Raw genomic sequence first — 26302 nt, 5'->3', positions numbered from 1 at the left:
TAACCGCCGGCAGATGGAATACTTTAAGGTGAAAAAATTCCAAATTTCACCGTATTTAGCAGCAATTTCGGCATCAATAGCAATTTTGGTCGGAGTTGGCATTTTAGATCGCTCAGAACAGCGGCGGTTTTTTCACTACAACCGCGCTAGCACCCTCGATCGCCTCAGCACAGTCCGTTCTAAGCTGGAAGGCTCTTTGAATTCCCGCCTGTTTTTGATGCGGGGTTTGGGGGCTTACCTTTCCAACAACCCAAACATCACCGAAGCCGAGTTTACAGCGACGGCGAGAATTCTGGTGGCACAGCAACCGGGCATTCGCGCCATAACTTTAGTTAAAGGCACGAGGGTCGCTTACATTTATCCACGGGAGGGAAATGAAGCGGTGATCGGAGAGGACTTGACGACGCTACCCGAACACCGGCAAATGGTCAAAGAGGTCATCCGAACCAGAAAAACTTTGCTTGCCGGGCCCGTGAAATTATTGGAGGGGGACGAGACGTTCATCAGCCGATCGCCGATTTTTCTCACACCCTCCGGTGCCGACCCTGAAACAGGAGTTTACTGGGGCTTGACAGGCCTGATCATCGACAAAAATACCCTCATTGAGGAAGCAGGACTCAACGACTCCTCAGCGAAGCTGCAATACGCTCTGCGGGGCAAAGACGGTTCGGGAGCATCCGGCCCTGTGTTTTTCGGTGACGGGTCAATTTTTCAGCACAATCCCGTGCTGCTGGAAGTGACTTTGCCCAACGGTTCCTGGCAGTTGGCCGCAATTCCGGCGGGGGGATGGCGTGCGAATGCGCCGCTTCGGGGGTGGCTGCTCTTTGGAGGCGGCTTGCTGGCTGTTTTCACCGGGGTGGCGGTTTTTAGCTGGGTGTACGGCCGTGCGAAACTGCGATCGAGCGAAGTTAAGTACCGGCTATTAGTTGAGAATGCTAACAGCATGATTGTGCAGTTAGACAGTGAAGGCAACATTACTTTTTTTAACGAGTTTGCTGAAACTTTTTTCGGGTATTCAGAAGCAGAAATCATCGGCAAAAGTGCGATCGGCACAATTATACCGAAAACAGATTTATTTGAACCTGACCTCGCGACAAAGATTCGAGACTGTTTGGCACAGCCGCAAAAATACTTCCAAAACGAAAATGAAAACATCCGCCGCAATGGAGAAAGGGTGTGGATAGCGTGGACAAATAAACCTTTACTAGATGCGAAGGGAAATGTGGCAGGGCTGCTTTGTATCGGGACGGATATTAGCGATCGTAAACAAGCTGAAATCGCCCTGCAAGCTTCGGAAGCGGAACTTCGAGCTTTGTTCGCTGCCATGAACGACTTAATTTTCGAGCTCGATATTGAGGGACGGTTCCTGAAAGTTGCCCCGACCAATCCCCAATTATTGTACAAGCCGACGGCGGAATTTTCCGGGCAAAAAATCAGCGAATTATTCGAGCCAGAAATGGCCGATATTTTTCACGATAAAATTCGCACCGCCCTTGCTACAAATCAAACCTGTACTTTTGAATATAACCTGGAACTTGCCAGCGTACAAAAGTGGTTTGCCGCTACCATTTCGCCCATGAAAGAAAACACGGTTCTGTGGGTTGCCCGCGACATTACAGAGCGCAAGCGAGCTGAAAATTGGTTAACCGGTCAAAAACAAATTTTAGAAATGATTGCTAAGGGTACTTCTCTGGGCGATACTTTAAATACTTTAGTTGAAATTATCGAGCAACAATCTAGAGATGTCATCGGTTCGATATTGCTTCTAGCTCCAGATGGCGAACATTTACTACATGGAGCTGCGCCTAGTTTGCCCGACAGTTACAATGCTGCTATTCATGGCATAGCTATCGGCCCGGATGTCGGTTCCTGTGGAACTGCTGCCTTTAGCCGCCAACAGGTGATCGTTACAGATATTGCCAGCGATCCTTTGTGGGAAAATTATCGAGATTTAGCCTTGAGTTTTGGACTGAGAGCTTGCTTGTCTACTCCTATTTTCTCATCTCAGGGTCAAGTTTTGGGAACTTTTGGAATATATTATTCCCAAGCGCGCCCGCCCCATTTTTTTGAGATGCAATTGATAGAGGCGATCAGAAGTTTAGCAGGAATTGCGATCGAACGCAACCAGGCAGAAGAAAGTCTCAAACAGCTCAATCAAGAACTAGAAAATAGAGTCAAACAGAGAACTGCTCAATTGATGGAAACTGAAGAACGCTGGCAGTTAGCACTCAAAGGCAACAATGACGGCATTTGGGACTGGAACTTGCAAACAGGGGAACTTTTTGTGTCCGATCGCTTTAAGGAAATCACTGGTTACGAAGATAGTGACATTAGCGATTATAATAACACATGGAATACGAGTTTACATCCCGATGATTTAGAGATGTCTCAGGAACTTCTTCAAGAACACTTGGAGAGAAAAACGCCGCATTACATCACCGAATACCGCTTGTGGTGCTACAACAGCGCTTACAAATGGATATTGAGTCGGGGACAAGCTTTGTGGGACGAATCTGGAAAAGCAGTCCGCATGGTTGGTTCAATTACTGACATTACCGAGCGCAAACAAGCAGAGGAAGCACTGCGAGAAACCGAGGCCAGATTCCAAAAGCTGTCTGCTAATGTGCCGGGAATCATTTATCAATTTTTGTTGTGTCCCGATGGCTATTTCAGTTTTCCTTACATAAGTGGTGCTTGCCGAGAACTTTTAGAGGTAGAACCAGAAGATGTTCTGAAAAATGCGACTTTGGTAACAGATTTAATTCATCCCGAAGACCGCCAAAATCATGACGAATCTGTTGCTATTTCTGCCCAGAGTTTGCAACCTGGGCAGTGGGAAGGACGGATGGTGCTGCCTTCCGGCAACATTCGTTGGTTTCAGATAAATTCGCGTCCTGAAGCTAAGGACAACGGCGATATTCTTTGGGACGGCATCGCCGTTGATGTTACAGATCGCAAACAAGCTGAATTAGCTTTGCAAGAAAGCCAGCAGTTTATTCAAAAAGTAGCCGATGCTACTCCCGGTATTTTGTATCTCTACGACTTGGAAGAACAGCGAAATATCTACGCTAATAGTTCAGTGCTAGGGCTTTTGGGCTATACCCGCGATGACATTACAGCGATGGATTCGTCAGTCATGCCTCAGTTAATACACCCCGAAGATTTGCCGAAAATTGTCAAACATCACGCGAGCTTTTTAGGAGTTGAAGATGGCGAAATTTGGGAAATTGACTACCGAATGCGGGCCGCAAATGGTCAATTTTTGTGGCTGCAAAGTCGGGATACTATTTTTAGCAGGAATCCTGACGGTCAGGCTAAGGTAATAATTGGATTTTGCCAGGATATTACGACTCGCAAGCAAGCAGAGGAAGCACTGCGACAAAGCGAGGCGCGAGAAAGAGAAAAAGCTCGAGCTTTAGAGTCAGCGCTGCGGTCATTGCGCTCTACTCAAACTCAGCTCATCCAAACTGAAAAAATGTCTTCTTTGGGGCAATTAGTTGCTGGAATTGCTCACGAGATTAATAATCCAGTTAACTTCATTTACGCTAATATTGATTATCTCAACCAGTATACAAAACAGTTGCTCGATCTGGTGAGTCTTTACGCAGATGAGTATCCCGAACCTAATTCAATAATTGTGGATCGCATTCAAGAGATTGATTTAGATTTCATGGCTGAGGATTTAATAAAACTTGTGGGTTCAATGCAGGTAGGAACCGAGCGCATCCGGCAAATTGTGTTGTCCCTCAGAAATTTCTCGCGACTGGACGAATCCGCAATGAAGCCGGTCGATATTCACGAGGGAATTGAAAGCACTTTGTTAATTTTGCAGCACCGCTTGAAGAGTAGGGACTGTCGCCCGGAAATAGAAGTAATTAAGGAGTTTGGAAACCTGCCACTGGTGGAGTGCTATGCGAGCCAACTGAATCAGGTGTTTATGAATATTATTGCTAATGCAATTGATGCTATTGAAGAACGATATCAAAAGTTATCCGTTCGGGAAGCAGATACAAAGAGTGGCCGCATTACTATTTCCACTGGTGTAACCCCCCAGAAGACTGTGAGGGTAGAAATTTCGGACAATGGTACGGGCATTCCCGAGGGGATAGTCGATCGAATTTTTAACCCGTTTTTTACTACAAAAGCTGTGGGCAAAGGTACGGGTTTGGGAATGTCTATCGCGCACTCGATTGTGGTGGAAAAGCACAAGGGTAAGATTGACTGTATTTCGTCCATAGGATGCGGAACAACTTTTAAGATGGAGATTCCGATCGACAAACTGTATAAATAGTAGGGTGCGTCAGTCGATTTGAGATTTGAGATTTGAGATTTGAGATTTTAGATCTTAGATAGACTCCGCAGTGGTAGGGTGGGTCAGTCGATTTGAGATTTGAGATTTGAGATTTGAGATTGACTCCGCATTGGTAGGGTGGGTTAGCAATTCCTGATTTTCAGGGGCGCAGCGATAAGCTACTCACCCTACAAGTTAAAGACTAAAATAGACGGAAGCTGCGAATGAAGCGGTGCTGCATCAAACCTTTAATTGTAGAAAAATTGACATGATGGGATTAATCCTGGAAGCGCTGCAAGCAATGGGACACAATGTGCGCTGGATGTCTTGGAATTTGTTTTTGAGTTTAGTACCGCTGGGCCTGAGTTTTTGGCTGTTCCGCAAACCTCGATCGCGCTGGCTGCTGTGGGGTACGGGCATTCTCCTGGGCGCTACTTTTTTGCCCAGCATGCGCCATGTTTTGTCCTATCTGAAGCATATTGTGCAAGATGTGGGCAAAACTTACCTTTTGGGGGCGATCGCGATTACACTGGCACTGATGGCTGTAGACATCTGGGTACTGCGGCAGCGCGGAGTTCGCTCTCTCCGCTGGTGGGGCTGTTTTTTCTGGTTTATCGGATTTTTACCCAATGCACCCTACGTTTTAACTGATATCATTCACCTGATCGAGCAGATTAAAGAGGGGAACTCGGTGTGGACTGTGACTCTGGCTTTGATTCCCCAATATCTCGCGTTTATGCTGGCGGGATTTGGAGCTTACGTGCTGTCGGTGATGAATTTGGGTTACTATTTGAAGCAACAGGGTTGGGGTAGATTTATCCTGGTAACGGAGATAACTATACACGCACTTTCGGCGATCGGAATTTATTTAGGGCGATTTATCCGCTTCAACACTTGGGACATTCTTACTAACCCCGATGCGCTGGTTAACAGCGTAATGAACGATTTGATAGGCAAGCGTCCGGTTTTAGTAATGGTTGTAACTTTTGTAGTAATTGCTGTTTTGTATTGGGTAATGAAACAAGTAATTTTAGGGATTAGCCAGCGATTTTACAGGAGCGAATTGCAGTCGGACTTGGCCGGCGATAGCGCAACTTCTTCCAGCTAGAGCGATTTGAGATTTGAGATTAAAGAATTGATTCAACCGATGAATCTAAGACCTTGAACTAAGCTCCCAAATTTGTTCTCTCCACCAGTTAACTCGGCCAACCAGTTTCCGTCGGTGGGTGAGGCAAATTTTTTCGCGAAACTCCGAAATAAATTACTGCTGCTGTTTGTCACAAGAATTGATATGTTAGGGGAGCATCTCAGTTTTGCATTTACAGTGCGAGCGTCCCCGCTCGCGTATTGTACAATACGCGAGCGGGGACGCTCGCACTACAATAAAAAAAATGCTTTTTACAAAACTGAGATGCTCCCATATGTTAGAACAGTCAAAGTAGTTTTGTAAACAGCAAAGATGAATCGATTTGACCGTCAGTTGTGGCAGAGATTTATTGCGATCGCTCAACCTTACTTTTATCCTTTAGAGCCTGGGGGAGGCAGGGTATTTTTGGGATTAGTGGCGCTGTTGTTGATATTTCTCTTCGCTGCGATGTTTGTGTTCGTCAGCGCTGTATGTTTGGGTACTCAAGTCTTATTTCCCCAATTTGTCAATAGTATTGCTGCCGGCTTAGTTACTTTGTTGAAAGGAATTATTAATTCGCCCGCAATTGCGATCGTGGCTTTAATGTTAATTATTCCTTTCAGTGCTTTTGTCTGGTTCAAAGACAGATTGACTGCACACTGGCAGCCCTGGGCTTTATTGACTTTGCTGCTGTTTTTGTCGCTGTCAGTCAGCGGTATGAATGTAATAATTAGTTACGTCGGTAACTTTTTTAACACAGCACTAGCTAAGAAAGACCAGCTCAATTACTGGAAGTATCTGTTTGTGTATGCAGGGGTTTTTATAGTCGGCACTCCCATTGTGGTAATTTACCGGTATACCGAAGATAAATTGGGTATCTACTGGCGGGAGTGGATGACGAATAAGTTCCTCGATAAGTATTTTCAGAATCGGGCTTATTACGAAATAAATTTACACAAGGAAATCGACAATCCAGACCAGCGAATTTCCGAAGATGTCCGCTCTTTTACCCGGACAAGTTTGTCATTTATGCTGCTCATCCTGGGTTCAATAGTTAATATTATATCTTTTACTGGTATCCTGTGGTCTATCTCAAAAGAACTTTCGATTTTTCTGATTATCTATGCTATTGTGGGCACGACAGCTACTCTAGTTTTTGGTCAAAGATTAGTACCTCTGAATTTCGAGCAACTTAAAAAAGAAGCAAATTTTCGCTACGGACTGGTTCACATTCGCGACAACGCCGAATCTATTGCTTTTTATGGAGGCGAGGAGCAAGAATCATTTCAAATAAAGCAGCGATTTGTGGAAGTATTTCGCAATTTTAATTTGCTAATTGGTTGGCAGCGGAATTTGGATTATTTCACAACTGGATACGGATATGCTGTGGTGATTATTCCGGCTTTGTTTCTGGCTCCAACTTATTTTGCCGATCAAAGTGGTACAATCGAGTTTGGAGATATCACTCAAGCTGGTTTTGCTTTTAGTCAGGTTTTGCGCGCTTTTTCTGTGATTGTAACTCAGATTGAGCCGCTGAGTTCTTTTGCCGCTAGTATCAATCGTTTGACTGTATTTACAGATACTCTGGAAGCGGAAAAAGCGGTATCTCGTCCTGGAGGAACTGCTATAGATGTAGTAGTAGATTCTCAGTTGACACTGGAGCACGTTACTTTAGATACTCCGCAGCATCAAAAGACTTTAATTAGGAATTTGTCGGTAGCAGTGCAGCCCGGTGAAGGACTGTTAATTGTCGGGCAAAGCGGTGCTGGGAAGAGTTCTTTGCTGCGGGCAATTGCGGGTTTGTGGGATTCGGGAACGGGTCGTTTGGCGCGGCCGGAATTGGGGGAAATGCTGTTTTTGCCGCAGCGTCCTTATATGATTTTGGGTAGTTTGCGATCGCAACTTTTGTATCCCAACAGCAGCAGCGAGGTTGATGAGGAAAAATTGCGCCGCGTTTTGGCATCAGTAAACTTAGCAGATTTGCCGGACAGATTGGGCGGTTTTGATGCGGATTTAGATTGGGGTGAGATTTTGTCGCTGGGAGAACAGCAACGTTTAGCTTTTGCTAGATTGTTATTGACGGAACCGAGATACGCTATTTTGGATGAGGCGACAAGTGCTTTGGATTTGAAGAACGAGCAACATTTATACGAGCAGTTGCAAGCCACTAAAACTACGTTTGTGAGTGTCGGCCACCGATTGAGCTTAGTGAAATATCACCAGCAGGTTTTGGAACTTCTGGGCGAGGGGAGTTGGCGGCTGGTTTCGACGGAAGAATACCGCGCTAGTGCGACAATTTTTGGCTGATACAGCGCTGCTTTCCAAAATTTTGAATTTACCCGGTTGTTGGTTCGCGGTGGGTGGTGGCGCGGTTGGAGATTTATCCTTTGGTTCTACAGATTGATGGCCGCGCCTCCACCCACCCTACAATAGGTTCTACGAGTAGGGACATAGCAACAATTAATGCAGATTAACTCCCCGTTTATCATACCATTTTAGATTAAAGGATTAAAGAATTGGGAATGACTGATTGTGTATTGGTTTGGATAACGGGCCGAGAGTAGCAATTTTTTAAACTGCTATCACAATCGATAATTGGGTATAAATATCTAAAACTGCCCAAACAACAAAAAGCAAGCTGAACGTTGGTAGATTCGATTCAATTGCTCGCCTGCGAGAACTCACACAATATAATAGAAGATAGATTTTTAGTATAGACGAGATTCCTACCTTGACTACTCCGATTCCTCAAAACTTTGTGCAAACGATCGCCAAACAGCGCGGTGTCACAGATGCCGAGTTAGAAACTGTGTTTATGGCTCTCGACGGTCAATCTACAGGGACGATCGCAACCAAGCTTGGCATTAGCGATATCGCCGTTCGCAAAAGACTCGGCGAAGTTTACAAAAAGTTTCAGATCGGGGGGAACGGCCCTGGAAAGCTTTCGGAATTGAGGCATCAGTTGCTGTTTTCATACCACATCGATCAGGGAACGAGCGATTTTAGTCGAGGTAAAGGCTCCCTATTGAAGATGGCGATTGGACACCGACAGGAAGATTGGGGCCAAGCACCGGATGTTTCGGTTTTTTACGGACGGACTGAAGAATTAACTACTTTAAAGCAGTGGATTGTATCAGATAATTGTCGCCTGGTAGCGCTGCTGGGTTTGGCTGGTAGTGGCAAAACAACTCTGTCGGTGCAGTTAGCAAAACAAATACAGAATGAGTTTGATTTTGTGATTTGGCGATCGCTGCGATCGACACCCGCACCATCCGACTTCCTAGGGAGCTTAATTCAACTTTTTTATAACCAACAAAAACCCGATGTGCCGCTCGACCTCAACAGCAAAATTTCGCGCTTGGTCGAGTATCTGCGGAAACACCGCTGTCTGGTAATTTTAGATGATTTTGAAGCGGTTCTCAGACCTGAAGAATTAGCGGGACACTACCGCGAAGGCTGCGAAGGATATCGAGATTTAATCGTGCGGCTGTCTGAGGTCAATCACAATAGCTGTTTACTGCTAGTTAGTTCGGAAGAGCCTACGGAACTGGCTTTGCTGGCGGGAGAAAAAGTGCGGTCTTTAAAACCTGCTATTTCCTCGGAAATAGCGCGGGAAATTTTCAAAGAAAAAGGTTTGTCGGCTCAAGATCGAGAGTTGGAAATCTTGTTATCCCGGTACGGAGGCAATCTGTTAGCATTAAAGATTGTAGCGACAACAATTAACGAGTTTTTTGAGGGGAATGTTTTAAACCTTTTGGAAGCTACGGCTTTATTTATTGAAGAACATATCAGCAATTTGCTCGCGCAGCAGTTCGATCGCATGTCGAGTTCTGAACAAGATATTGCCTACTGGATTGCTATTGCTCAAAACCCAGTTTCCCTGGCGACTTTGCGAGAGCAGATGTTGGTCAATTCATCGCTTTCCGATTTGCTGAAAAATCTCGATTCTCTGGGTCGTCGCTCGCTGATTGACAAAATTAGTGAGGGCGGGGAAACTGTTTTTATGCTTCAGCCTTTGATCGTGCAATATGTAACCGACCGATTAGTCGATCAGATTCGAGCGGAGGTTTTGGAGACGGTTAAGACGCAAGGAATAGAAAGAATGCGGCTGTTGAAAACTCACAAATTGAGCATCAACATTGCTACACGGAAAGGGAATAAAGGCGAGCCAATTAGTTCTATTTTAGAATTAGTAAAAACTCGGTTGCAAGTGTTGTTTGTGAAGACGACAGGCTTGGAAGAACCGCTAAATATCTTGAATAAAGTTGCCTCCGAACTGGAGGATAAATCGATTCTTGAGGTGGGATATGCTAGGGAGAATCTGGCGCAGATTATTTCAGAAATTCAGGGCTAACAAAAAAGCGATCGCCCTTTGACAAAAGCGATCGCCCAATTTTCAACAAAAACAGAATTCGGTAAAATTATTTGACAATGCCAAAAACCGATGCAGATTCAGACCCTGTAATTTTGTCCAAAGCAGGCGATTTTTGAGCTTGGGCAATTTTGGGAACCAAAAGTTGATTCGCATAAATCCGAGGATTTTGTTGAGCAATTTGGATGTAAGATTGGCGGACTTCTGCGTTGACTGCGACAGTCTTGGCATCGTAGACTTGCATGGCCATGTTGGGATAAAAACCAATGCCGACAATCGGTATCAAAAAGCAAAATGCGATCGCCACTTCCCGAGGTTTAGCATCAATAAACGGTGCATCACCAGGCAAAACGCAACTATTACCAAAACAAACCGCTTCATCCAGATTGTTTCTCTGATTCTGCAAATTTAGATCCTCAAGGTCGCAAGCCGCTAGTGTCCCACAGTTGTAAAATAACTGTCGCAGCATCGAGAGCAAATAAATCGGCGTCAAAATCAGTCCCACTGCCGCCAGGAACACTGTCACCGCGCGGAAAGAACCGCTGTACATATCGCTAGTTGCGACGCCCACAAACACTGAGAGTTCGCTAGCAAAACCGCTCATTCCGGGGAGTGCCAAGGATGCCATCGCGCCTGCGGTAAACAAGGCAAACACTTTCGGCATGACTTTCCCAATCTCGCCCATCTCGTCCATGATCATTGTATGGGTGCGATCGTAAGTAACGCCAGCCAGGAAAAACAATACTGAGGCGATTAAACCGTGGGAAATCATTTGCAACAGCGCCCCGTTGATTCCCAAATCCGTGAAGGAAGCAATACCCAACAACACGAATCCCATGTGAGAAATCGACGAATTCGCTAGGCGGCGCTTCATGTTCGATTGGCCGAAGGAATTCAGCGCGCCGTAGATAATATTGACTACGCCGAGTACCGCCATAATCGGTGCAAAGTAAACGTGTGCTTGGGGAAGAAGTTCCAAATTCAGGCGAATCAGTCCGTATCCGCCCATTTTCAGCAATACACCGGCCAGAATCATCGATACGGGAGAAGATGCTTCACCGTGGGCATCAGGTAGCCAAGTGTGGAAGGGGAAAATCGCCAGTTTCACACCGAAGGCAATCAGCAATCCCGCATAAAGCAGTAATTCTAAACCCAGTGGGTAGTCCTTCAAGCCAAGTTCTACCATGTCGAAGGTGGGGGTGCCTCCGCCGTAGAATGCCATTGCTAAGGCAGCTATCAAAATAAAGATGGAAGCGCCCGCGGTGTAAATCAAGAATTTGGTAGCTGCGTAGCGACGGTTTTGTCCGCCCCAAATCGAGATTAGCAGGTACACCGGAATTAGTTCTAGTTCCCAGACAATGAACAGCAACATGATGTCTTGGGCGACGAAGACTCCTATTTGTGCGGAGTACATCACCAGCATTAGGAAGTAGAAGAGTCGCGGCTTGCGATCGACTTCCCAGGCTGCAAAGATTGATAGCGTCGTCACCAATCCCGCCAACAGTACCAACGGCACAGACAGCCCGTCAACGGAAACAGACCAGTTGAGGCCTAAAGAAGGTATCCAGGGATATTGTTCGACGATTTGGAAAGTAGAGATGCTGGGATCGTAATGAGTCCAAAACACCCAGCACATTAATACAAAATCTGCAATGCCTACGCCTAGGGCATACCAGCGCACGGTTTTGCCGTCTGTATCGGGCAGAAAAGGGATGGCGAGGGAAGCTACCAGGGGTAGGATGACAATTGCGGTCAGCCAAGGAAATTGATCCGCTATCATAGTGAGAATAAATACTTAGTTGGAAGTTACCAAAATTATAATACTAAATTTAATTAAAACTTAAGATTTATTCATAAATATTTTTTATATGTAGGGCGTGTCATTAATTAGGTTGGTTGACAAAACAGAATTAACGTGTAGTGAGTAGCGATCGGAGGGTTAGGCCAACCAAATGACTGATGCTGCCAGTAGCGCCGTGTCATCGGGTTTTCCTGAAGCTTGAGTGAGCGATCCGAACCCTACGCACATTCGCCAGCTTTTGTCAACTCTTTTAATTGATGACCCACCCTAGATAAACGCGAAGACAAATATCACGAATTGCTACACACGTCAAGGGATTTTCGATTTTTGATTTTTGATTTTCGATTCAGGACTTACGAACAACAAAATATAGCGTTTTGTAGGCGCAATCTGCCTGTGGTTGCGCCTATTCTGGTAGAGGGTGGGGTAAATTTATCTATGTTAACTAAAATTGCTAGTTCTTGTAAAAACCAAGAAGATTGAAAACTGATATAAGTATTCACAGCGATCGAGATCAAGTCAAAAGCCGATCGCCAAAAGATGCAATTAAAGTGCGATCGACTAATTGCGAGATCCATTTTCCCGGTATACCAGATTCTCCGTAAAAAGCCCCCGCCAACTGTCCGTAAACCGCACCAGTTGTATCCGCGTCGTCGCCCAAATTCACAGCCAACAAACAGCCTTCGGCAAAAGAAGAACTGTTGTAAAACGCCCAAAGTGCCGCCTCCAAAGACTTGACAACATAACCCGTACCTTTAATTTCAGGAGGTTGTCGCAATTTAAAAGAACCCGCCGCAATCTCATCAATCTCTGCTACCAGCGGATTTGCGGCCCAATATCCCGAAATAGGACAATATCTTTCCGAAAGCAACACATCTTTAGCAACTCCATTCACAGCCCCCGCAATTAAAGCACCCAAATAACGGCAAGCATCCACACAAGTAGCAGCACCGTGAGTAGTTCGAGAACTTTGTGCCGATTTTTCTATTACGTCTAAAGGATTATTCGCATAAAACAAAGGCACGGGAGCCAAGCGCATAATCGAACCATTGCCAGCAGTCTGAGCATCGGTAAAACCGCAGTAAGGTTTTCTTGTATCTTCAAACTTCCAAAGTGCTTGTTGAACCGTATTGCCAATATCAAAACATCCACCAGTGCTGCTCAAATGTCCCTCTCGCCACCACCGCAAATAAGTTTCTAACTGATGGACTGGATCGAAACCTTGCTTCTCAATCAAACTTTCAGCCAAACAAAGCGCCATCGAAGTATCGTCCGTCCACTCGCCCGGTTGCAGTCGAAACGGGCCGCCGCCAACCATATCGTTAATAGGCGCAAACGTTCCGGGGCGATGGAACTCTAAAGTTGTTCCGAGAGCATCGCCAACTGCTAAACCGAGAAGACTGCCGCGATAACGTTCTATTTGCTGCATATAGTAATGGGGAATGGGGAATTGGTAATGGGGAATTGGTAATGAGTAATTCAGGATTTATGCACCGATAGAAGAAACCGGGTTTTTTACCGAATCTGCCGGTTGCCACGAAGTATTTTTGTAAAAAAACCCGGTTTCTCGACCCCCATGCGTAAGTCCTATAATTGTCTAAAGTGCGCGCGGAGTGCCCGGCTAATGACTAATGACTAATGACTAATGACTAATGACTAATGACCACTCAGGCTAATATTGATGTTAACCTGTCCATACCCGAACTCAGACCTGTCCATGACACCCGATGTTTTCCCCGGAGCCGCTGCCGAACCTGCCCCTCAAGCGACACCCGAAGTCAGCCTTGATATGCAAGTCCGCCTTAAAACAGAAGATGGACAGCTACTACTGCTACTCCCCTCAGAAACTAACACCAGTGAATTACCAACAGCCACGGCCTCGACTTGGACTGAACTTTGGCAGCAGCTAAAAGTCAGGCTGAACGCAGGAGAACGCTTTTGGCAGGCAAATGCCGAAGTACAATTGATGGCGAACGATCGACTTTTAGATATCCGCCAACTGCAAGAAATCGCCGATGCCCTCTCGGAAGTGGAACTGCAACTCAAACGAGTCCACACCAGTCGCCGCCAAACCGCCGTTGCTGCTGCTACAGCAGGCTATTGTGTAGAACAGCAGCCTCCGGTTTCTTCCCTGAATAAAGCCACTGCCGAAAAACCGCAATCGCTGGCGGAACCTTTATATTTGCAGATGACAGTGCGATCGGGCGTAGAAATTCGTCATCCGGGCACCGTCGTACTTTTGGGAGACGTAAATCCCGGCGGCTCAGTCATCGCCGGAGGCGATATCCTAGTTTGGGGCCGTTTGCGGGGAGTCGTGCACGCCGGTGCCGGTGGCAACACCAAAAGCGTGATTATGACCTTGCAGATGGAACCGATGGTGATTAGGATTGCTAAGTATGTTGCCAGAGGCCCAGAAACCTCACCCGCTCAGTTTTTCCCGGAAGTCGCCTATGTGACTCCCCAAGGGATTCGGATCGGTAGAGCCTCTGATTTTGACAAATCGCAGTTAGTCGGGGGTAATGGTTAGTTGACAGTTGACAGTTGACAGTTGGCAGTTGACAGTTGACAGTTGACAGTTGGCAGTTGACAGTTGACAGTTGACAGTTGTTAGTTGACAGTTGTTAGTTGGCATTTGTTAGTTGTTAGCAATTAGCAATTAGCAATTAGCAATTACCAATTAGCAATTAGCAATTACCAATTACCAATTAGCAATAACTAATCTAAAAATCGCTTATGGCTCGCATTATTGTTGTTACATCAGGGAAAGGCGGGGTAGGAAAAACCACCTCCACAGCCAATCTCGGCATGGCTTTAGCTAAGCGGGGGCGCAACGTTGCTGTAATTGATGCCGATTTCGGTCTCAGAAATTTAGACTTGCTGCTGGGCTTAGAAAATCGGATTGTTTACACGGCATTAGAAGTTCTCGCTGGAGAGTGCCGATTAGAGCAAGCTTTGGTGAAAGATAAGCGACAGCCGCGCTTGGTGCTGTTGCCGGCTGCCCAAACTCGGATGAAAGATGCCATCAGCGCCGAGCAGATGAAGCAGCTTGTGGGGATGTTGGGACCAAAATACGACTATATTTTGATCGACTCTCCTGCTGGAATTGAACAAGGCTTTCAAAATGCGATCGCCCCGGCTCAAGAAGGCATCATTGTCACCACTCCCGAAATCGCTGCTGTCCGCGATGCCGATCGAGTCATCGGGCTGCTGGAAGCCAACAACGTCAAGAAAATCAACCTGATCGTCAACCGGATCAGACCCGCAATGGTGCTGGCAAATGATATGATGTCGGTGCAAGACGTGCGGGAAATCCTCGCCATTTCGCTGTTAGGCGTCGTTCCCGACGACGAGCGCGTCATCGTTTCCACCAACCGAGGGGAACCATTAGTATTGTCGGAAACGGCCTCTTTAGCTGGAACAGCCTTCGACAATATTGCCCGCCGCTTAGAAGGCGAAAAAGTTGAATTTCTCGATCTAAATCCCCGTCCCGAAAACTTCTTTACTCGCCTCCGCAAGTTCTTAAATACTAAAATTATGTGATGTGGTTATTGGCGATCGATCTTTAACAGCAGCGACCGCATCACAAAAACTAGCCCAAATTTTCCCCAGTGACACCAGTTCCCAAAAAGAATGAAACTGTAGACCAGCTCCCAACCTGACGGGAATCACTGATTCCCCCATCGAAAATCGAAAATCGAAAATCGACCGCATCACAAAAACTAGCCCAAATTTTCCCCCAGTGACACCAGTTCCCAAAAAGAATGAAACTGTAGACCACCTCCAAACCTGACGGGAATCAGTGATTCCCCAATCGAAAATCGAAAATCGAAAATCGAAAATGGTATGACGTTTTCTATGCCTAACCCTTGACAAACCAGCCCGACCCATGATACACACACTTCTCGAACGACTTTTCCCGCGCACCCCTGACAACAGCCGCGACGAGGTAAAACGGCGCCTCAAACTGGTTCTAGCCCACGATCGCTCAGAACTCAGCCCAGAAATGGTTGAGTCGATGCGCCGAGAAATTCTAGAGGTGGTATCTCGCTACGTGGAAATCGATACCACCGGGTCTGAGTTCTCGCTGGAGAGCGACCAGCGGGCCACAGCACTAATTGCAAATCTCCCGATCCGGCGAGTCAGACTCGAACCTCCACCGAGGAATTTGCCCGATAATTTGCCCGATAATTTGCCCGATAATTTGCCCCCGAATCGACCAGAGAATCGACCCGAATATGTACCGGAGTATGTAGTCGAAATTCTCCCCGACACTACGGAGTGATAGGGATTGAGCTTTTATTGTCAGGCAAAGAGTTCGATTCGAGCCGATCGGCATTTAAATTAAACTATAGCAACCGCTTTCGTCGGTTAGAAAATAGACTAAAATTAGTGGCCAGTTTTGCAGAGCGATCGCGCAGACTTTTGGGCCCAAACTGTACAGTTATACCTCCTTCATCAGGTCATCCGAGCGATCGAGTTAAATGGCATAAAGAAAATCGAAGTTGCTCCAGAGTGGGGAATCCGTCGCAACACCATCGACGCCACAAGTCGATGGTATTGCAACACAGGAGGCTTCCAAGCGGAGGGCCTTCTGGAAACGGCCTGGTAATGGTCACTGGCATCACAAAACACGGCGAAGTTCCGAGAGTTTGTCAAAATACACAAGCACAATAACCCAAGCTGAGATTACACAACTGTGGGAGGCAGGGCATGATTGCTTTGTACTCAGACAAAAAAAATAATTAAGAGTTGTAACCCCTATTGACATCGGCACAGTTAGCTAATATTCTTATTATTTAAGATTTAAAATTCTCCAACTATTTCCAGCAAAAACTTAATAAAGTTTTCCAGTCCGCGCCTCCCTCCATAACCACTTCTAATTCTAATGAGGAAGATTGAATCATGGCCGTATCTCTGAACAAAGGACAACGGGTATCGCTTGAAAAAATTTCACCCGGTCTCTCAGAAGTATTCATAGGACTGGGATGGGACGTTAAAGCTACAGACACGGGCTCTGACTTTGACCTAGACTCATCATTGTTCCTCTTAGGTGCTAACGAAAAATTAATTTCTGACAACCACTTCATTTTTTACAACAATCTCACAAGTCCAGATCCCGACAAATCAGTGCAGCACCTGGGAGATAATCTCACGGGGGCCGGCGAGGGGGATGATGAAGTTATCAAAATCAACCTCAAAAAAGTGCCTAATGATGTCCAAAAAATTCTTGTAACTGTAACCATCCATGAAGCACAGCAACGCCGTCAAAATTTTGGTCAGGTGCAAAATGCCTTCGTGCGGATCGTTAATGCCCAAACACAACAGGAAGCTGTTCGCTATGACTTGGTAGAAGATTATTCCATAGAGACAGCACTGATCATGGCTGAACTCTACCGGAAAGACGGCGAGTGGCGTCTCAATGCAGTGGGATCAGGTTATCAAGGTGGTTTACAAGCATTACTCGATCGCTATAGCTAATATCATTTCCGTTTAATTTGGAATTATATCCGATCGACTTCCGTAGGGGCGGGTTCACCGACAATATTTGGCTAAAACCAACAATCTCATAAACCCGCCCCGTCCATACAATTCCGATACAACCGGATTTGATATAAAAAGGTAAAACACATGGGAATTAACCTACAAAAAGGACAGCGCATCTCGCTTTCCAAAGAAGCGCCAGGGCTAACAAAACTGATCTGCGGATTAGGGTGGGATGTCGCAAAACGCTCAGGTGGGGGTTTGTTTGGGGCTTTTAGCAGTGCTCCCGATTATGACTTGGATGCCTCAGTGATTTGTTTAGATGGAAATGACAAAGTGAATGATATGACCAATATCGTTTATTTTGGCAATCTCTCCCACCGTTCAGGAGCTATTACGCATCTAGGTGATAATCTGACAGGAGCGGGAGAGGGAGATGACGAGCAAATTCTCGTCGATTTATCTCGAATTCCCTCGCAAATTGTCAAACTGGTTTTTACAGTTAACATTTACGATTGCATGGCACGCAAGCAAGACTTCGGACAAGTTCAAAATGCGTTTGTGCGTTTGGTTAATACCTCTAATAATCAAGAACTCGCAAAATACAACCTATCAGGTTCTGAATACAAAGGCATGACGGGGATGCTGATGGCAGAAATCTACAAGCATAATAATGAGTGGAAAATGGCAGCCATCGGTAACGGTGTTAAGGTTAATGGGTTACAGGAACTTGTGAAAACCTATGCTTAACAACTCCTTCGGTACATAGATGCTCCTTACTTCCTGGAATCCGAAGTGGGCTACAACGATCGAAACCTTTTTTAGTTGACCATAGCTAATCAGCCGAATTTACATTGAAGGAAAACCAAGAGAATGGGAATCCAATTAACCAAAGGTGAAAGGTTAAATCTTTCTAAAGCTGCTCCCGATTTAAAACACGTGGCGATTGGCTTAGGTTGGGATGTGAGCCAGGTTGGCCCAAGCTATGATATTGATGCTTCTGTGTTTATGTTAGGTGCTGCCGGCAAAATAATTCATGAAAAATACTTTGTATTCTATAATAATCTGAAATCACTGGATGGCTCTTTAAGACATTCAGGAGATAACAGAACTGGGCAAGGCGAAGATGATGATGAGACGATCTACGTAGATTTGACAAAAGTTAAGATTGCTATTGAGCAAATAGTTTTTGTTGTCACTATTCACGAAGGGCTGGAAAAAAATCAAAATTTCAGCCAAGTTAAAAATGCGTTTATCAGGCTTTACAACCAGGAAACAGGAGTCGAGTTAGCTCGGTACGATTTAAAAGAAGCTTTTTCTCAAGAGACAGCGTTGGAGTTTGGCAGATTGTATAGAAAAGACTTAGAATGGAGATTTCGAGCAGTAGGAGAAGGTTATAAAGCCGGCTTGCAAAGTTTTGTCGATAGGTATTTTGTCGAGACTAAACAGGAAGAGAAGAAAGTAGATAGTTCTGTACTAACTCATCAAAAAGAAACCCAACAGCAACCTATTGATATTACAAAAAAAGCAGACATCAGCCTTTTAAAAGCCAAAGTAGATATTTGTCTTAAAAAGAAAGGAATTGATGATATCCTAGCAAGAGTTGCTTTGGTTTTGGATATTTCTGGCTCTATGAGCCATCAATATAGTTCTGGTGCAGTGCAAGCGCTCCTTGAAAGAATAGTTCCCGTAGCTAGCAGACTAGATGATGATGCTACATTAGATGTTTGGTTTTTTGGCTCAACATTCAAAAGAACCAGCTCGGTGACGGAGACAAATGTTGATGGCTATATCACAAAAGAAGTCGGCGAAATGAAGAGAGCTTTACTTGTTTTTAAAATGCCTTCTCTGATGCTGGAATTAGGCGGGGGAAACAATGAAAGTTTGGTAATAAAAGATGTCATAAAAAAGTATACTCAGGAAAAGCCTAGTAAACTGCCTGCATTTATTGTTTTCCTCAGTGATGGAGGCGTTACTAACGAGCCAGAAATTAAAAAATTTATAGTTGACGCTGCAAAGTATCCGATATTTTGGCAATTTGTTGGATTGGCTGGTTTTAACTATGGAATTCTGGAAAGACTAGACAGTATGGGTGGCCGGCTGGTTGATAACGCTAACTTTTTTCATTTAGACGATTTGGGAAAAATCACTGATGAACAATTGTATGAAAGACTGCTCAATGAATTTCCCGCTTGGATTAAGCAGGCAAGATTGAAAGGAATATTAAAATAGGGAAATCGGAGCATTTTGTTGCGGACTGTGGCAACTATCAACTCAACCCATAGCCCTAGCTGAAATGAGCTCAAATTAACAAGAATATTACGAGAAAAAATTCCTACACTCAGTCAATGTCGCTGTACGATCGCCTAGACCTAACCAAACACAATCGCAAGCTAAAACTCCCCCTCTCTCAACGGCTAAACCTGACTAGAGCCCCCAAACTCCGCTGTCACGGCTGTCGTTCCCGTATCCAGCCTCAGTGGGAGTTTTGCCCTTCCTGTGGAAGAGTTCTAATTGATAAGGATAGCGATTTCCGCCGTTGTATTTGGGTAGATGTATCAGGAATGGATGTCGCACCCGAAAATAAAGAAGCGATATTTTCCTTACTGATGGACGCTTTCTCCAAACTCTACGGCGCATTTAGAAGCGTCAAGGTATTTTTGACATCCGATCCCCCCGATCGCAAAGAGTGGGGCGAAGATTTTACTCATGTTTATATATTCGTTGATAGCCAGCCGGTTGACTATCTCGGCGTGGCTAGCTTCAAATCGGGAATGGTTACAGATCGGGCGATTATTCGGATTGACCAAGTATTCTATGCTTCTTGCAATGCCAGCCTTAGTCTCAATCAACTATCTAACTTAATTGCAAATACCATTGCCCATGAAATAGGACATACACTCGGACTCGATCATTCTGCACTTCCGACCGATGTCATGCACAATGGACTCGTTCATAGTGTTCATAGTTTAATGCCTCCCTCATTTCACGCAGAGCAAATAAACTCAATGAACAATGCTATTCGCAGATATAAAGCCTTGAATAATTGATTGGCTAGAACCAACCATAAAATAGCTGAATTTAGAGATCGAATTCCCCAGGATTAATGCCCACAGCATGGCAAGCTTCTTTGACAACCTTCTTTTCATCTTTGTCAAAATTACCATCCGCACCACCGATAATAATGCCAATTTGGATGACGGCACGACCTTGGTCTAGTTTTTTATTAAGTTTCCCTATCGCTTGGATAGCCTCAATTTTACCAAAATCGAAGTCTTGTGATAGCTTCTCACAATAAAAATCAAATTTTTGCTTCAACTCCGACGCCGGAAAAATTTGGAGTGTTTGATTGGAAATTATTAGAGCAGCCGTTTTTTGTCTTTCCTCGGTATTGATAGTGCCATCAGCAGCAGCAATCAATGCACATATTGCCATTGAGGCATCAGCAAAATCATTGTTTTTAAACTTGGAAATATTGGTTTGCAGAGAATCATTGATTTGTGATACGTTCTGCTTTAATTTCTCCCAGAAAGTCATTTTTTCTCCTGTTTGGTGAATGAGATATGAGGTTTATGACCGGAGTCACAGTAATCTAAGCTGCTCTTAACTTGCCCAGCAATTGCCAGGCCCTGTAAGACCCTTAAGTTGATGAATTACACTCCTGTAGTGTATCATGGTTCTTGAGTTTTTAGATTAATCAAGTCTATCTTCATAACTAATCGCTCTTTCACAGGTTTTTTCGTGGTCTATCTTACTTAATAATTAATCGCTCTTTCCAGAGTATCTTGTAACTGAAGTTCTAACGGTCGGTCAGAGCGAATTTTCAAACCCGGTAAATCGTGTTTGACTAACGTTTTGTCGCCGGTTTCAGCAGTTGCCAACGGCCAGAGCACCCAGCGGCTGCCAGGGGAAAGAGTGCTTAAACTTGCAGAGTTTTGAGTCAACCAAATTATCGGCAGTTTCGACCGATTATCGATCGCATCTTCCCCAGCATTAACCGCCGCTAAAGTTTCCAAAACTACCCGGTTCCCCGATACGAGTCCAGTTCCGGCAGTCCAAAGTTTGACGTTTAACAGGCGCTTGCTAGCATAGAAGTAAAGAGACGCAGCTACTGTCACGGCTCGTTCAAATTCTTCTGGCTGCCACGCCGCAGCGCTGTCGAGAGCAATAATAATTTCTTGACCCCCGGCTGCAACTTCTAACTCTCTCACCCGCAGTTCTCCGTAGCGGGCACTGGTGCGCCAGTGAATCAGGCGGGTGGGGTCTCCGTGGCGGTAAGGTCTCAGGTTGCGGGTGAGGCCTTCGGTAGCAGTTTGCGATCGACTACGATTGTAAAATTGCGGGCTGTCTTCTTGACCGATGCGATCGATCAAAGGACAAGTGCTCAACGGCAAAACTTGTGGATACACAACCGCCACCGCTTTGACTGGGCGGCTGCGTCGGCACCAAAACAACCCTAAAGGCGCCGCCGTCCTCAAGTTTACCTCTTGCCACCGATAGACGCCGCGCTGCCGGACTTCCAGATAGTATGTATGCCTGTATATACTGTTAGGCTCTATGACTTCGATCGGGCGGACAACCGGTTCTCCCAGTACAAACGGCAAGATGTCTATCACTTGCAACAGAGTCTTAGGTTGGCGGGCGCGATTTTCGATTTCTAGTTCTACGGTGATTTGATCGCCCGCACTCACCGGTTCGATCGGGCGGCGACGGACTTCCAGCGAACGGAGCGATTTTCCCGGCAAAACCGCCGCTACTCCCAACAGCGCCAAACCCCCACCGCTGAGCACGTACAGCCACCCAGACATTGTATTAGTCGCTGACCCAAAAAAGAAAACCGTCATCCCCGACAGTAGCCAACCCGCGTAGGCAGGGGTAACAGCACGATTTTCGAGCCAGTCGGCGATTTTGTGACCGATGTTCATAAAAAAAGTTCGGTAAGTGGGAAACGAGCGAGACTTTAGTCCTGAGAGGAAAACGACCCGGCGATTTCAATCGCCTTGAATCCCCTTTCGGGGTTGGAGAGGTATGGTTGCCTCCCCGGTGAGGTATGGCTGCCTCAATCTCCCTTTCGGGGTAATGTTCGCTTTGCCACTGTTATAAAGGCTTGTTCGGCTTACAGCACTGTTTCAGGGACTTTAAAACTGTTTAACTGTAAACAACAGAGCGGAAAACTAGCGTCGCATTCACCGGTGTTATGACCTAAATAACGTAGTCAGCTAAGACTTAGGCGGGTCAGTACAGCTTGCTTGATCTCTCTTACAAGCTCAGTGGCTTTAGCCCGCTCGTTACTGACAGGAGTTGAAATTGTTAATTACTCGATCGCCCCATCAAGCCTAATTGTAAAATATTCTCAGCATTTAACACCGAATTAGCTGCGAGCGATAAAATTAGAAATCGGGCCTTTTTTCGCAATTAATACATTGACCGCGCCCAACAACGGATACAAGCCCCAACACTCGCTTTGTGGAGATACCCCAATTTTAGAGCTTAGTTCAAGCTCCCAGATTAATCTGTCGAGTAAATCTAAAATCTAAAATCTAAAATCTAAAATCGATTGACTGGAGACCAAAAAATGAACCCATTAAACAATCCTACACCCCTTCAACCAGAGGCTCAAGGCCGCCGACGAACACCGCCCCCGCCCCCGCCCTTGGCTGCAACTCCCGCGCCGCCTCCACCTGCGCCGAGTGCGCCCCCCGCAGCCCAGCAGCAGCGGCCTGTCGAGACACCCGTCAGTACGATCGAACAAATGGTCAGAGATGCCCATGCAGCGAGCGCTTCCGACATTCACATCCGAGTCGGCCAAGTACCTCGATTTCGGATTCGGGGCGTGATGCAAGTAGCAACTAACCACCCCAAAGTAACCCCAGAAATTTTTGAAAATTACCTAGCCGAAATTCTCACCCCCGAACAGCGAAAACAATTTGCAACTACCAAGGAATTAGACTCAGCAATTTTTTACCCTGGCTTCGTGCGGTGTCGGCTAAACTGTTTTGATTCCCTCAGCGGCGGTGCCCTAGTATTGCGGTTGATTAGTTTGGAAATACCTACTATCGATTCCTTGAGGTTGCCAGAAGTTTTCAAAAATATCATTTTGCGATCGCAGGGATTAATATTGGTTACGGGGCCTACCGGTTCGGGGAAATCGACAACCGTAGCTGCGATGATCGACCACCTCAATCAGATGGAGCAAAAGCACGTAGTTACAATTGAAGACCCGATCGAATTCATTCACCCTTCTAAAAAATGCTTGGTCAGCCAGCGGGAAGTCGGCTTGCATACCCACGAGTTTCAGCAGGCTTTGCGCGCTGTTTTGCGGGAAGATCCCGATGTAATTCTGATCGGGGAAATGCGCGATCGCGTTACCATCAATACAGCGTTGCAAGCCGCTCAAACTGGTCACTTAGTATTGGGAACTCTCCACACTCGCAGCGCCATTAACGCTATTAACCGGTTGTTGAACCTCTACCCGCCCGAAGAACAACAGGCGATGCGGATTCAAATTTGCGATTCTTTAGTAGCGGTAATTGCCCAACTTTTGCTGCCAACAGTTGACAACCGTCGAGTAGCAGTTCACGATATTTTGGTGAATACACCTGCCATGCACGATTACTTGATGAAAGGTGCTGATGATGAAGCTTTCCGATTAATGGAGCATGATACTTACGAAGGAATGCAGATTATCAACCAGGGTCTTTACAAACTCGTGCTTGAAGGCAGAGTGACGATCGAAGAAGCAGCCAAAACTTCTCCCGAAGCCAGCGATTTAGACCGTCGCTTGCGGACAGGAGGCTACGATGTTGGGGACGCTCGTGGCTTTGAAGGCAGCAAAAAAGAACGCATTGTTCGCGCCTAGTAGCAGCACCCATACAGGGGTAGGCACAGCAGGACTACCCCACCCATCAAATAACAAGATTTTCCGCACACGGAAATATTCGGTTAAAGCTTTTGTGCGTATTTTTACTTAAAATTTAACTTTATTTAGTAACAATAAATACATTTTAATTAAAGAGTAAAATGCTAGAATCAGTGTCGAGTTTATTGTTAAGTTTTTTAAACGTAGACCTTACTTTACATAAACTTTAAAATTGCGTGAAAACTCGCAGGTGATTGCAAAGAAATAGTAAAGATATGTTCTGAGTATTGCCAACACTCAGCAATTTAAGTATATAGTTGTAGTGACCAATTTTGGACAGAGAACATTCCGACTTTGCCGATATTTGCCGATCGCAAAAGTAAGCAGGTTAAAAAAGCGCTTAATAAAACTACAAGCAGAGCCGATCGCGTGTTTTTCCAATTAAGTAGCTTGCCGTCAAAAAAATCCTAAAACCAAGCAGACTTTTAAAGATTCTGTCCCTCGGAAATTAGTTTAACAACGCGCTTATCAGCAACCGTATTTCTAGAATTTAAAGGAGCAAAAAAAGTGAAGAGTGCATTTAACCAAAGAGAAGTGTTTGAAGGTGCCAGCAAAGCGGAAATAATTGAGCGCATCCAGCAGCTAGTTCCGCCCGGTTCGCCGGAACCGCAAGATCCTGAAATCCTCGCAGCCTTACAAACTCTCACCGCACAGCTAATCGCAGCCTATCAAGCCGACGGACAATTAGAAAGCGAACCTTTTAGCGACGTGCGCGGTCGCACTATTCACCTATACGCATCCGCAGTCACCAGCCAAATCAACGGAAAAACCATCCTCATCACCGGTGGAGAAGGATGTGTCGGTCGTTTCTTAATCGAAAAACTCCTCGAATTAGGCGCAACTAAAATCATTTCCGCAGACAACGCCCGATGTCAAAACCCCGAAGAAAATCTCCCGCTTTTTAACCGAGAAGGTGCTGTAACTTTCTATGCCGCCGACATTCGCAACTTGGAGGCGCTCAAACACATATTTGAGGTAGAAAAACCAGAAATTGTTTTTCACCTAGCAGCCCAACGCCAACCCGGACTAGCTGAAATCAAAATCCGAGAAACAGTTACAACCAGCCTGTTAGGATGTAAACACGTCATTCAACTCTGCGAAGAATACGGCGTAGAACACTGCATCTTCTCTTCTACAGGCAAAACATCTCGATATTTTACAACCGAAGTTTACGCCGCCTCCAAGAAGTTTGCCGAATGGCAATTTGCCAAAGCAGCTCAAGAAGGAGATGTGACTTACGGGATGGTTCGCTTTACTCATATGTTGGAAAATAGCTTGTTCTGCGAGCAAATGTCCAAAAAAGTAGAGCAAGGTAAAACTGTCAACGTTCACGCTCCCCACCGCTACGTAACTGCTCAAAATCTTATCGAAGCCGTACATTTATTGCTGAATTCTCTGGTTGTGTCCGTTCCCGGAAAACTGAAATTTGTTGCCGTAAGTAATCTCGGTTGGCCGACAGAAACCTTGGAAGTAGCTCTTTATAAAATTCTTGAATCAGGCAAAAATCTGCCGATTTATTTTCAAGGACTTTTGCCGGGATACGAAGAACCGTTTTTCCTTGGACAGTTTGACTGGAAAAAGCCTACCGACATTCACCTCCTAATTAATGTGTTGGAAGATCCTTTTAGAAGTGTGAACGATACTGGCGACATGGTGAGTGTAGAATTAGCTCCTTTTTCTTTGGGCGTGTTAGATAAACAAGTGTCGAAGCTGGAAAGCTTAATCATCGATCCAGATTTCCCCGAAGTGCAAATCAAGCACGCTCTTGTCGCAGCGGAAAAAGAAGTGATTGCTTCCTCTTTTGCGTGGAGTGCCCCTGAAGACTTGTTGAAGATTTTGCAGTGGGGAATCAATCCCAAGAAATTGCAAGGTTACGGAACAGAAATCGCTGACTATAGCGAGATTATCGAACTCCTCCTGCAAGGAATCTGCGGGCGACTTAACCAAGAAGTCTTGCACAGTGCTGGAGTTACGGCAGATGAGTTTGATGACTTAGTTGAGAGTCTTTCTACGCTGAATTTGATTCAAGCAGAAGTGGGATATTTGCGATCGGTGTCGAGATATCTCAGAGAATTTGCACCCCCCGCACAGTTCACCAGCAAAAAATCTGAACCTGTTGCTATCCGCGATGCAGCGTAGCTTGAACATAGTTTTGAGTTGGGAGATTGCTTCCTGAGTGCCCACCCACAGCGGATGAATGAGTGATATCAATTCCGGTTGCACGAGCGAAATGATTGTTGACAGTTGACAGTTGACAGTTGACAGTTGACAGTTGACAGTTGACAGTTGACAGTTGACAGTTGACAGTTGAC

General features: G+C 45.5%; 18 protein-coding genes. 13 read left to right on the top strand and 5 right to left on the bottom strand.

The genetic code is table 11. The features are described from left to right. Positions 1-13 precede the first annotated feature (13 nt). The 4 genes from QUA00_RS04870 to QUA00_RS04855 all read left to right on the top strand — a co-directional run bounded on the left by QUA00_RS04870 (position 14) and on the right by QUA00_RS04855 (position 9771). Positions 14-4291: a PAS domain S-box protein gene (locus tag QUA00_RS04870; protein ID WP_333408870.1), complete on the top strand. Its 4278-nt coding sequence runs from the start codon at positions 14-16 to the stop codon at positions 4289-4291. A 268-nt stretch (positions 4292-4559) separates the two neighbouring features. Next, complete coding sequence (locus QUA00_RS04865; RefSeq protein ID WP_333145368.1) at positions 4560-5399, top strand: DUF1361 domain-containing protein; 840 nt, start codon at positions 4560-4562, stop codon at positions 5397-5399. Positions 5400-5750: 351 nt separating this feature from the next. After that, positions 5751-7724 (top strand): ABC transporter ATP-binding protein/permease, encoded by a 1974-nt coding sequence (locus QUA00_RS04860; RefSeq protein WP_333408868.1) that lies wholly within the window; start codon positions 5751-5753, stop codon positions 7722-7724. A gap of 424 nt (positions 7725-8148) precedes the next feature. Next, entirely contained in the window at positions 8149-9771 is a 1623-nt protein-coding gene (locus tag QUA00_RS04855; protein WP_333408867.1) for an NB-ARC domain-containing protein, read from the top strand. A gap of 67 nt (positions 9772-9838) precedes the next feature. Here the strand turns inward: QUA00_RS04855 and QUA00_RS04850 are convergent, their stop codons facing one another. Both QUA00_RS04850 and QUA00_RS04845 read right to left on the bottom strand, forming a co-directional pair. Further along, positions 9839-11569 carry an NAD(P)H-quinone oxidoreductase subunit 4 gene (locus QUA00_RS04850; RefSeq protein WP_333408866.1) on the bottom strand — a complete coding sequence of 577 codons (1731 nt, stop codon included), beginning with the start codon at positions 11567-11569 and terminating at the stop codon, positions 9839-9841. A gap of 535 nt (positions 11570-12104) precedes the next feature. Continuing rightward, complete coding sequence (locus QUA00_RS04845; protein WP_333408864.1) at positions 12105-13019, bottom strand: ADP-ribosylglycohydrolase family protein; 915 nt, start codon at positions 13017-13019, stop codon at positions 12105-12107. Positions 13020-13307: 288 nt separating this feature from the next. Here QUA00_RS04845 and minC point away from each other — a divergent pair, with 288 nt between their 5' ends. The 7 genes from minC to QUA00_RS04810 all read left to right on the top strand — a co-directional run bounded on the left by minC (position 13308) and on the right by QUA00_RS04810 (position 20121). After that, a complete protein-coding gene (gene minC / locus QUA00_RS04840; protein ID WP_333147679.1) occupies positions 13308-14117 on the top strand; it encodes a septum site-determining protein MinC in 810 nt (269 codons plus the stop codon). A gap of 206 nt (positions 14118-14323) precedes the next feature. Continuing rightward, a complete protein-coding gene (gene minD / locus QUA00_RS04835) occupies positions 14324-15130 on the top strand; it encodes a septum site-determining protein MinD (RefSeq protein ID WP_333103449.1) in 807 nt (268 codons plus the stop codon). 346 nt (positions 15131-15476) lie between these two features. Next, positions 15477-15872 (top strand): cell division topological specificity factor MinE, encoded by a 396-nt coding sequence (minE, locus tag QUA00_RS04830; protein ID WP_445252146.1) that lies wholly within the window; start codon positions 15477-15479, stop codon positions 15870-15872. Positions 15873-16492: 620 nt separating this feature from the next. Continuing rightward, positions 16493-17068 (top strand): TerD family protein, encoded by a 576-nt coding sequence (locus QUA00_RS04825; RefSeq protein ID WP_333147677.1) that lies wholly within the window; start codon positions 16493-16495, stop codon positions 17066-17068. 150 nt (positions 17069-17218) lie between these two features. Beyond that, positions 17219-17821, top strand: a complete 603-nt coding sequence (locus QUA00_RS04820; protein WP_333408863.1) for a TerD family protein — start codon at positions 17219-17221, stop codon at positions 17819-17821. A gap of 123 nt (positions 17822-17944) precedes the next feature. After that, positions 17945-19303: a VWA domain-containing protein gene (locus QUA00_RS04815; RefSeq protein ID WP_333408862.1), complete on the top strand. Its 1359-nt coding sequence runs from the start codon at positions 17945-17947 to the stop codon at positions 19301-19303. 116 nt (positions 19304-19419) lie between these two features. Continuing rightward, the gene (locus QUA00_RS04810) at positions 19420-20121 is read left to right on the top strand and encodes a matrixin family metalloprotease (RefSeq protein WP_333142916.1); all 702 of its coding nucleotides are present in this window, start codon (positions 19420-19422) and stop codon (positions 20119-20121) included. A 31-nt stretch (positions 20122-20152) separates the two neighbouring features. On the opposite strand, the gene QUA00_RS04805 is transcribed toward QUA00_RS04810, so the two are convergent. Further along, on the bottom strand, positions 20153-20608 hold the full coding sequence (locus tag QUA00_RS04805) for a TerB family tellurite resistance protein (protein ID WP_333103443.1): 456 nt from the start codon (positions 20606-20608) through the stop codon (positions 20153-20155). A 218-nt stretch (positions 20609-20826) separates the two neighbouring features. Then, positions 20827-21996, bottom strand: coding sequence for a DUF58 domain-containing protein (locus QUA00_RS04800; protein WP_333142915.1), 1170 nt, complete (start codon positions 21994-21996; stop codon positions 20827-20829). A gap of 650 nt (positions 21997-22646) precedes the next feature. Between QUA00_RS04800 and QUA00_RS04795 the strand changes: the two genes are divergently transcribed. Together QUA00_RS04795 and QUA00_RS04790 are read left to right on the top strand one after the other, a co-directional pair. After that, a complete protein-coding gene (locus tag QUA00_RS04795; RefSeq protein ID WP_333408933.1) occupies positions 22647-23930 on the top strand; it encodes a PilT/PilU family type 4a pilus ATPase in 1284 nt (427 codons plus the stop codon). A 567-nt stretch (positions 23931-24497) separates the two neighbouring features. Beyond that, on the top strand, positions 24498-26129 hold the full coding sequence (locus QUA00_RS04790; protein ID WP_333408859.1) for a polysaccharide biosynthesis protein: 1632 nt from the start codon (positions 24498-24500) through the stop codon (positions 26127-26129). Here the strand turns inward: QUA00_RS04790 and QUA00_RS04785 are convergent. Further along, positions 26110-26302, bottom strand: a 193-nt coding sequence (locus QUA00_RS04785) for a hypothetical protein (protein ID WP_333408858.1), incomplete at its 5' end; no start/stop codon positions are given. The genes QUA00_RS04790 and QUA00_RS04785 overlap by 20 nt on opposite strands.

It is taken from the genome of Microcoleus sp. T2B6, from assembly GCF_036700475.1.
Lineage (GTDB): Bacteria > Cyanobacteriota > Cyanobacteriia > Cyanobacteriales > Microcoleaceae > Microcoleus.
The sequence above is the reverse complement of the archived record's forward strand: the minus strand, read 5'-3'. Positions and strand labels throughout refer to the sequence as shown.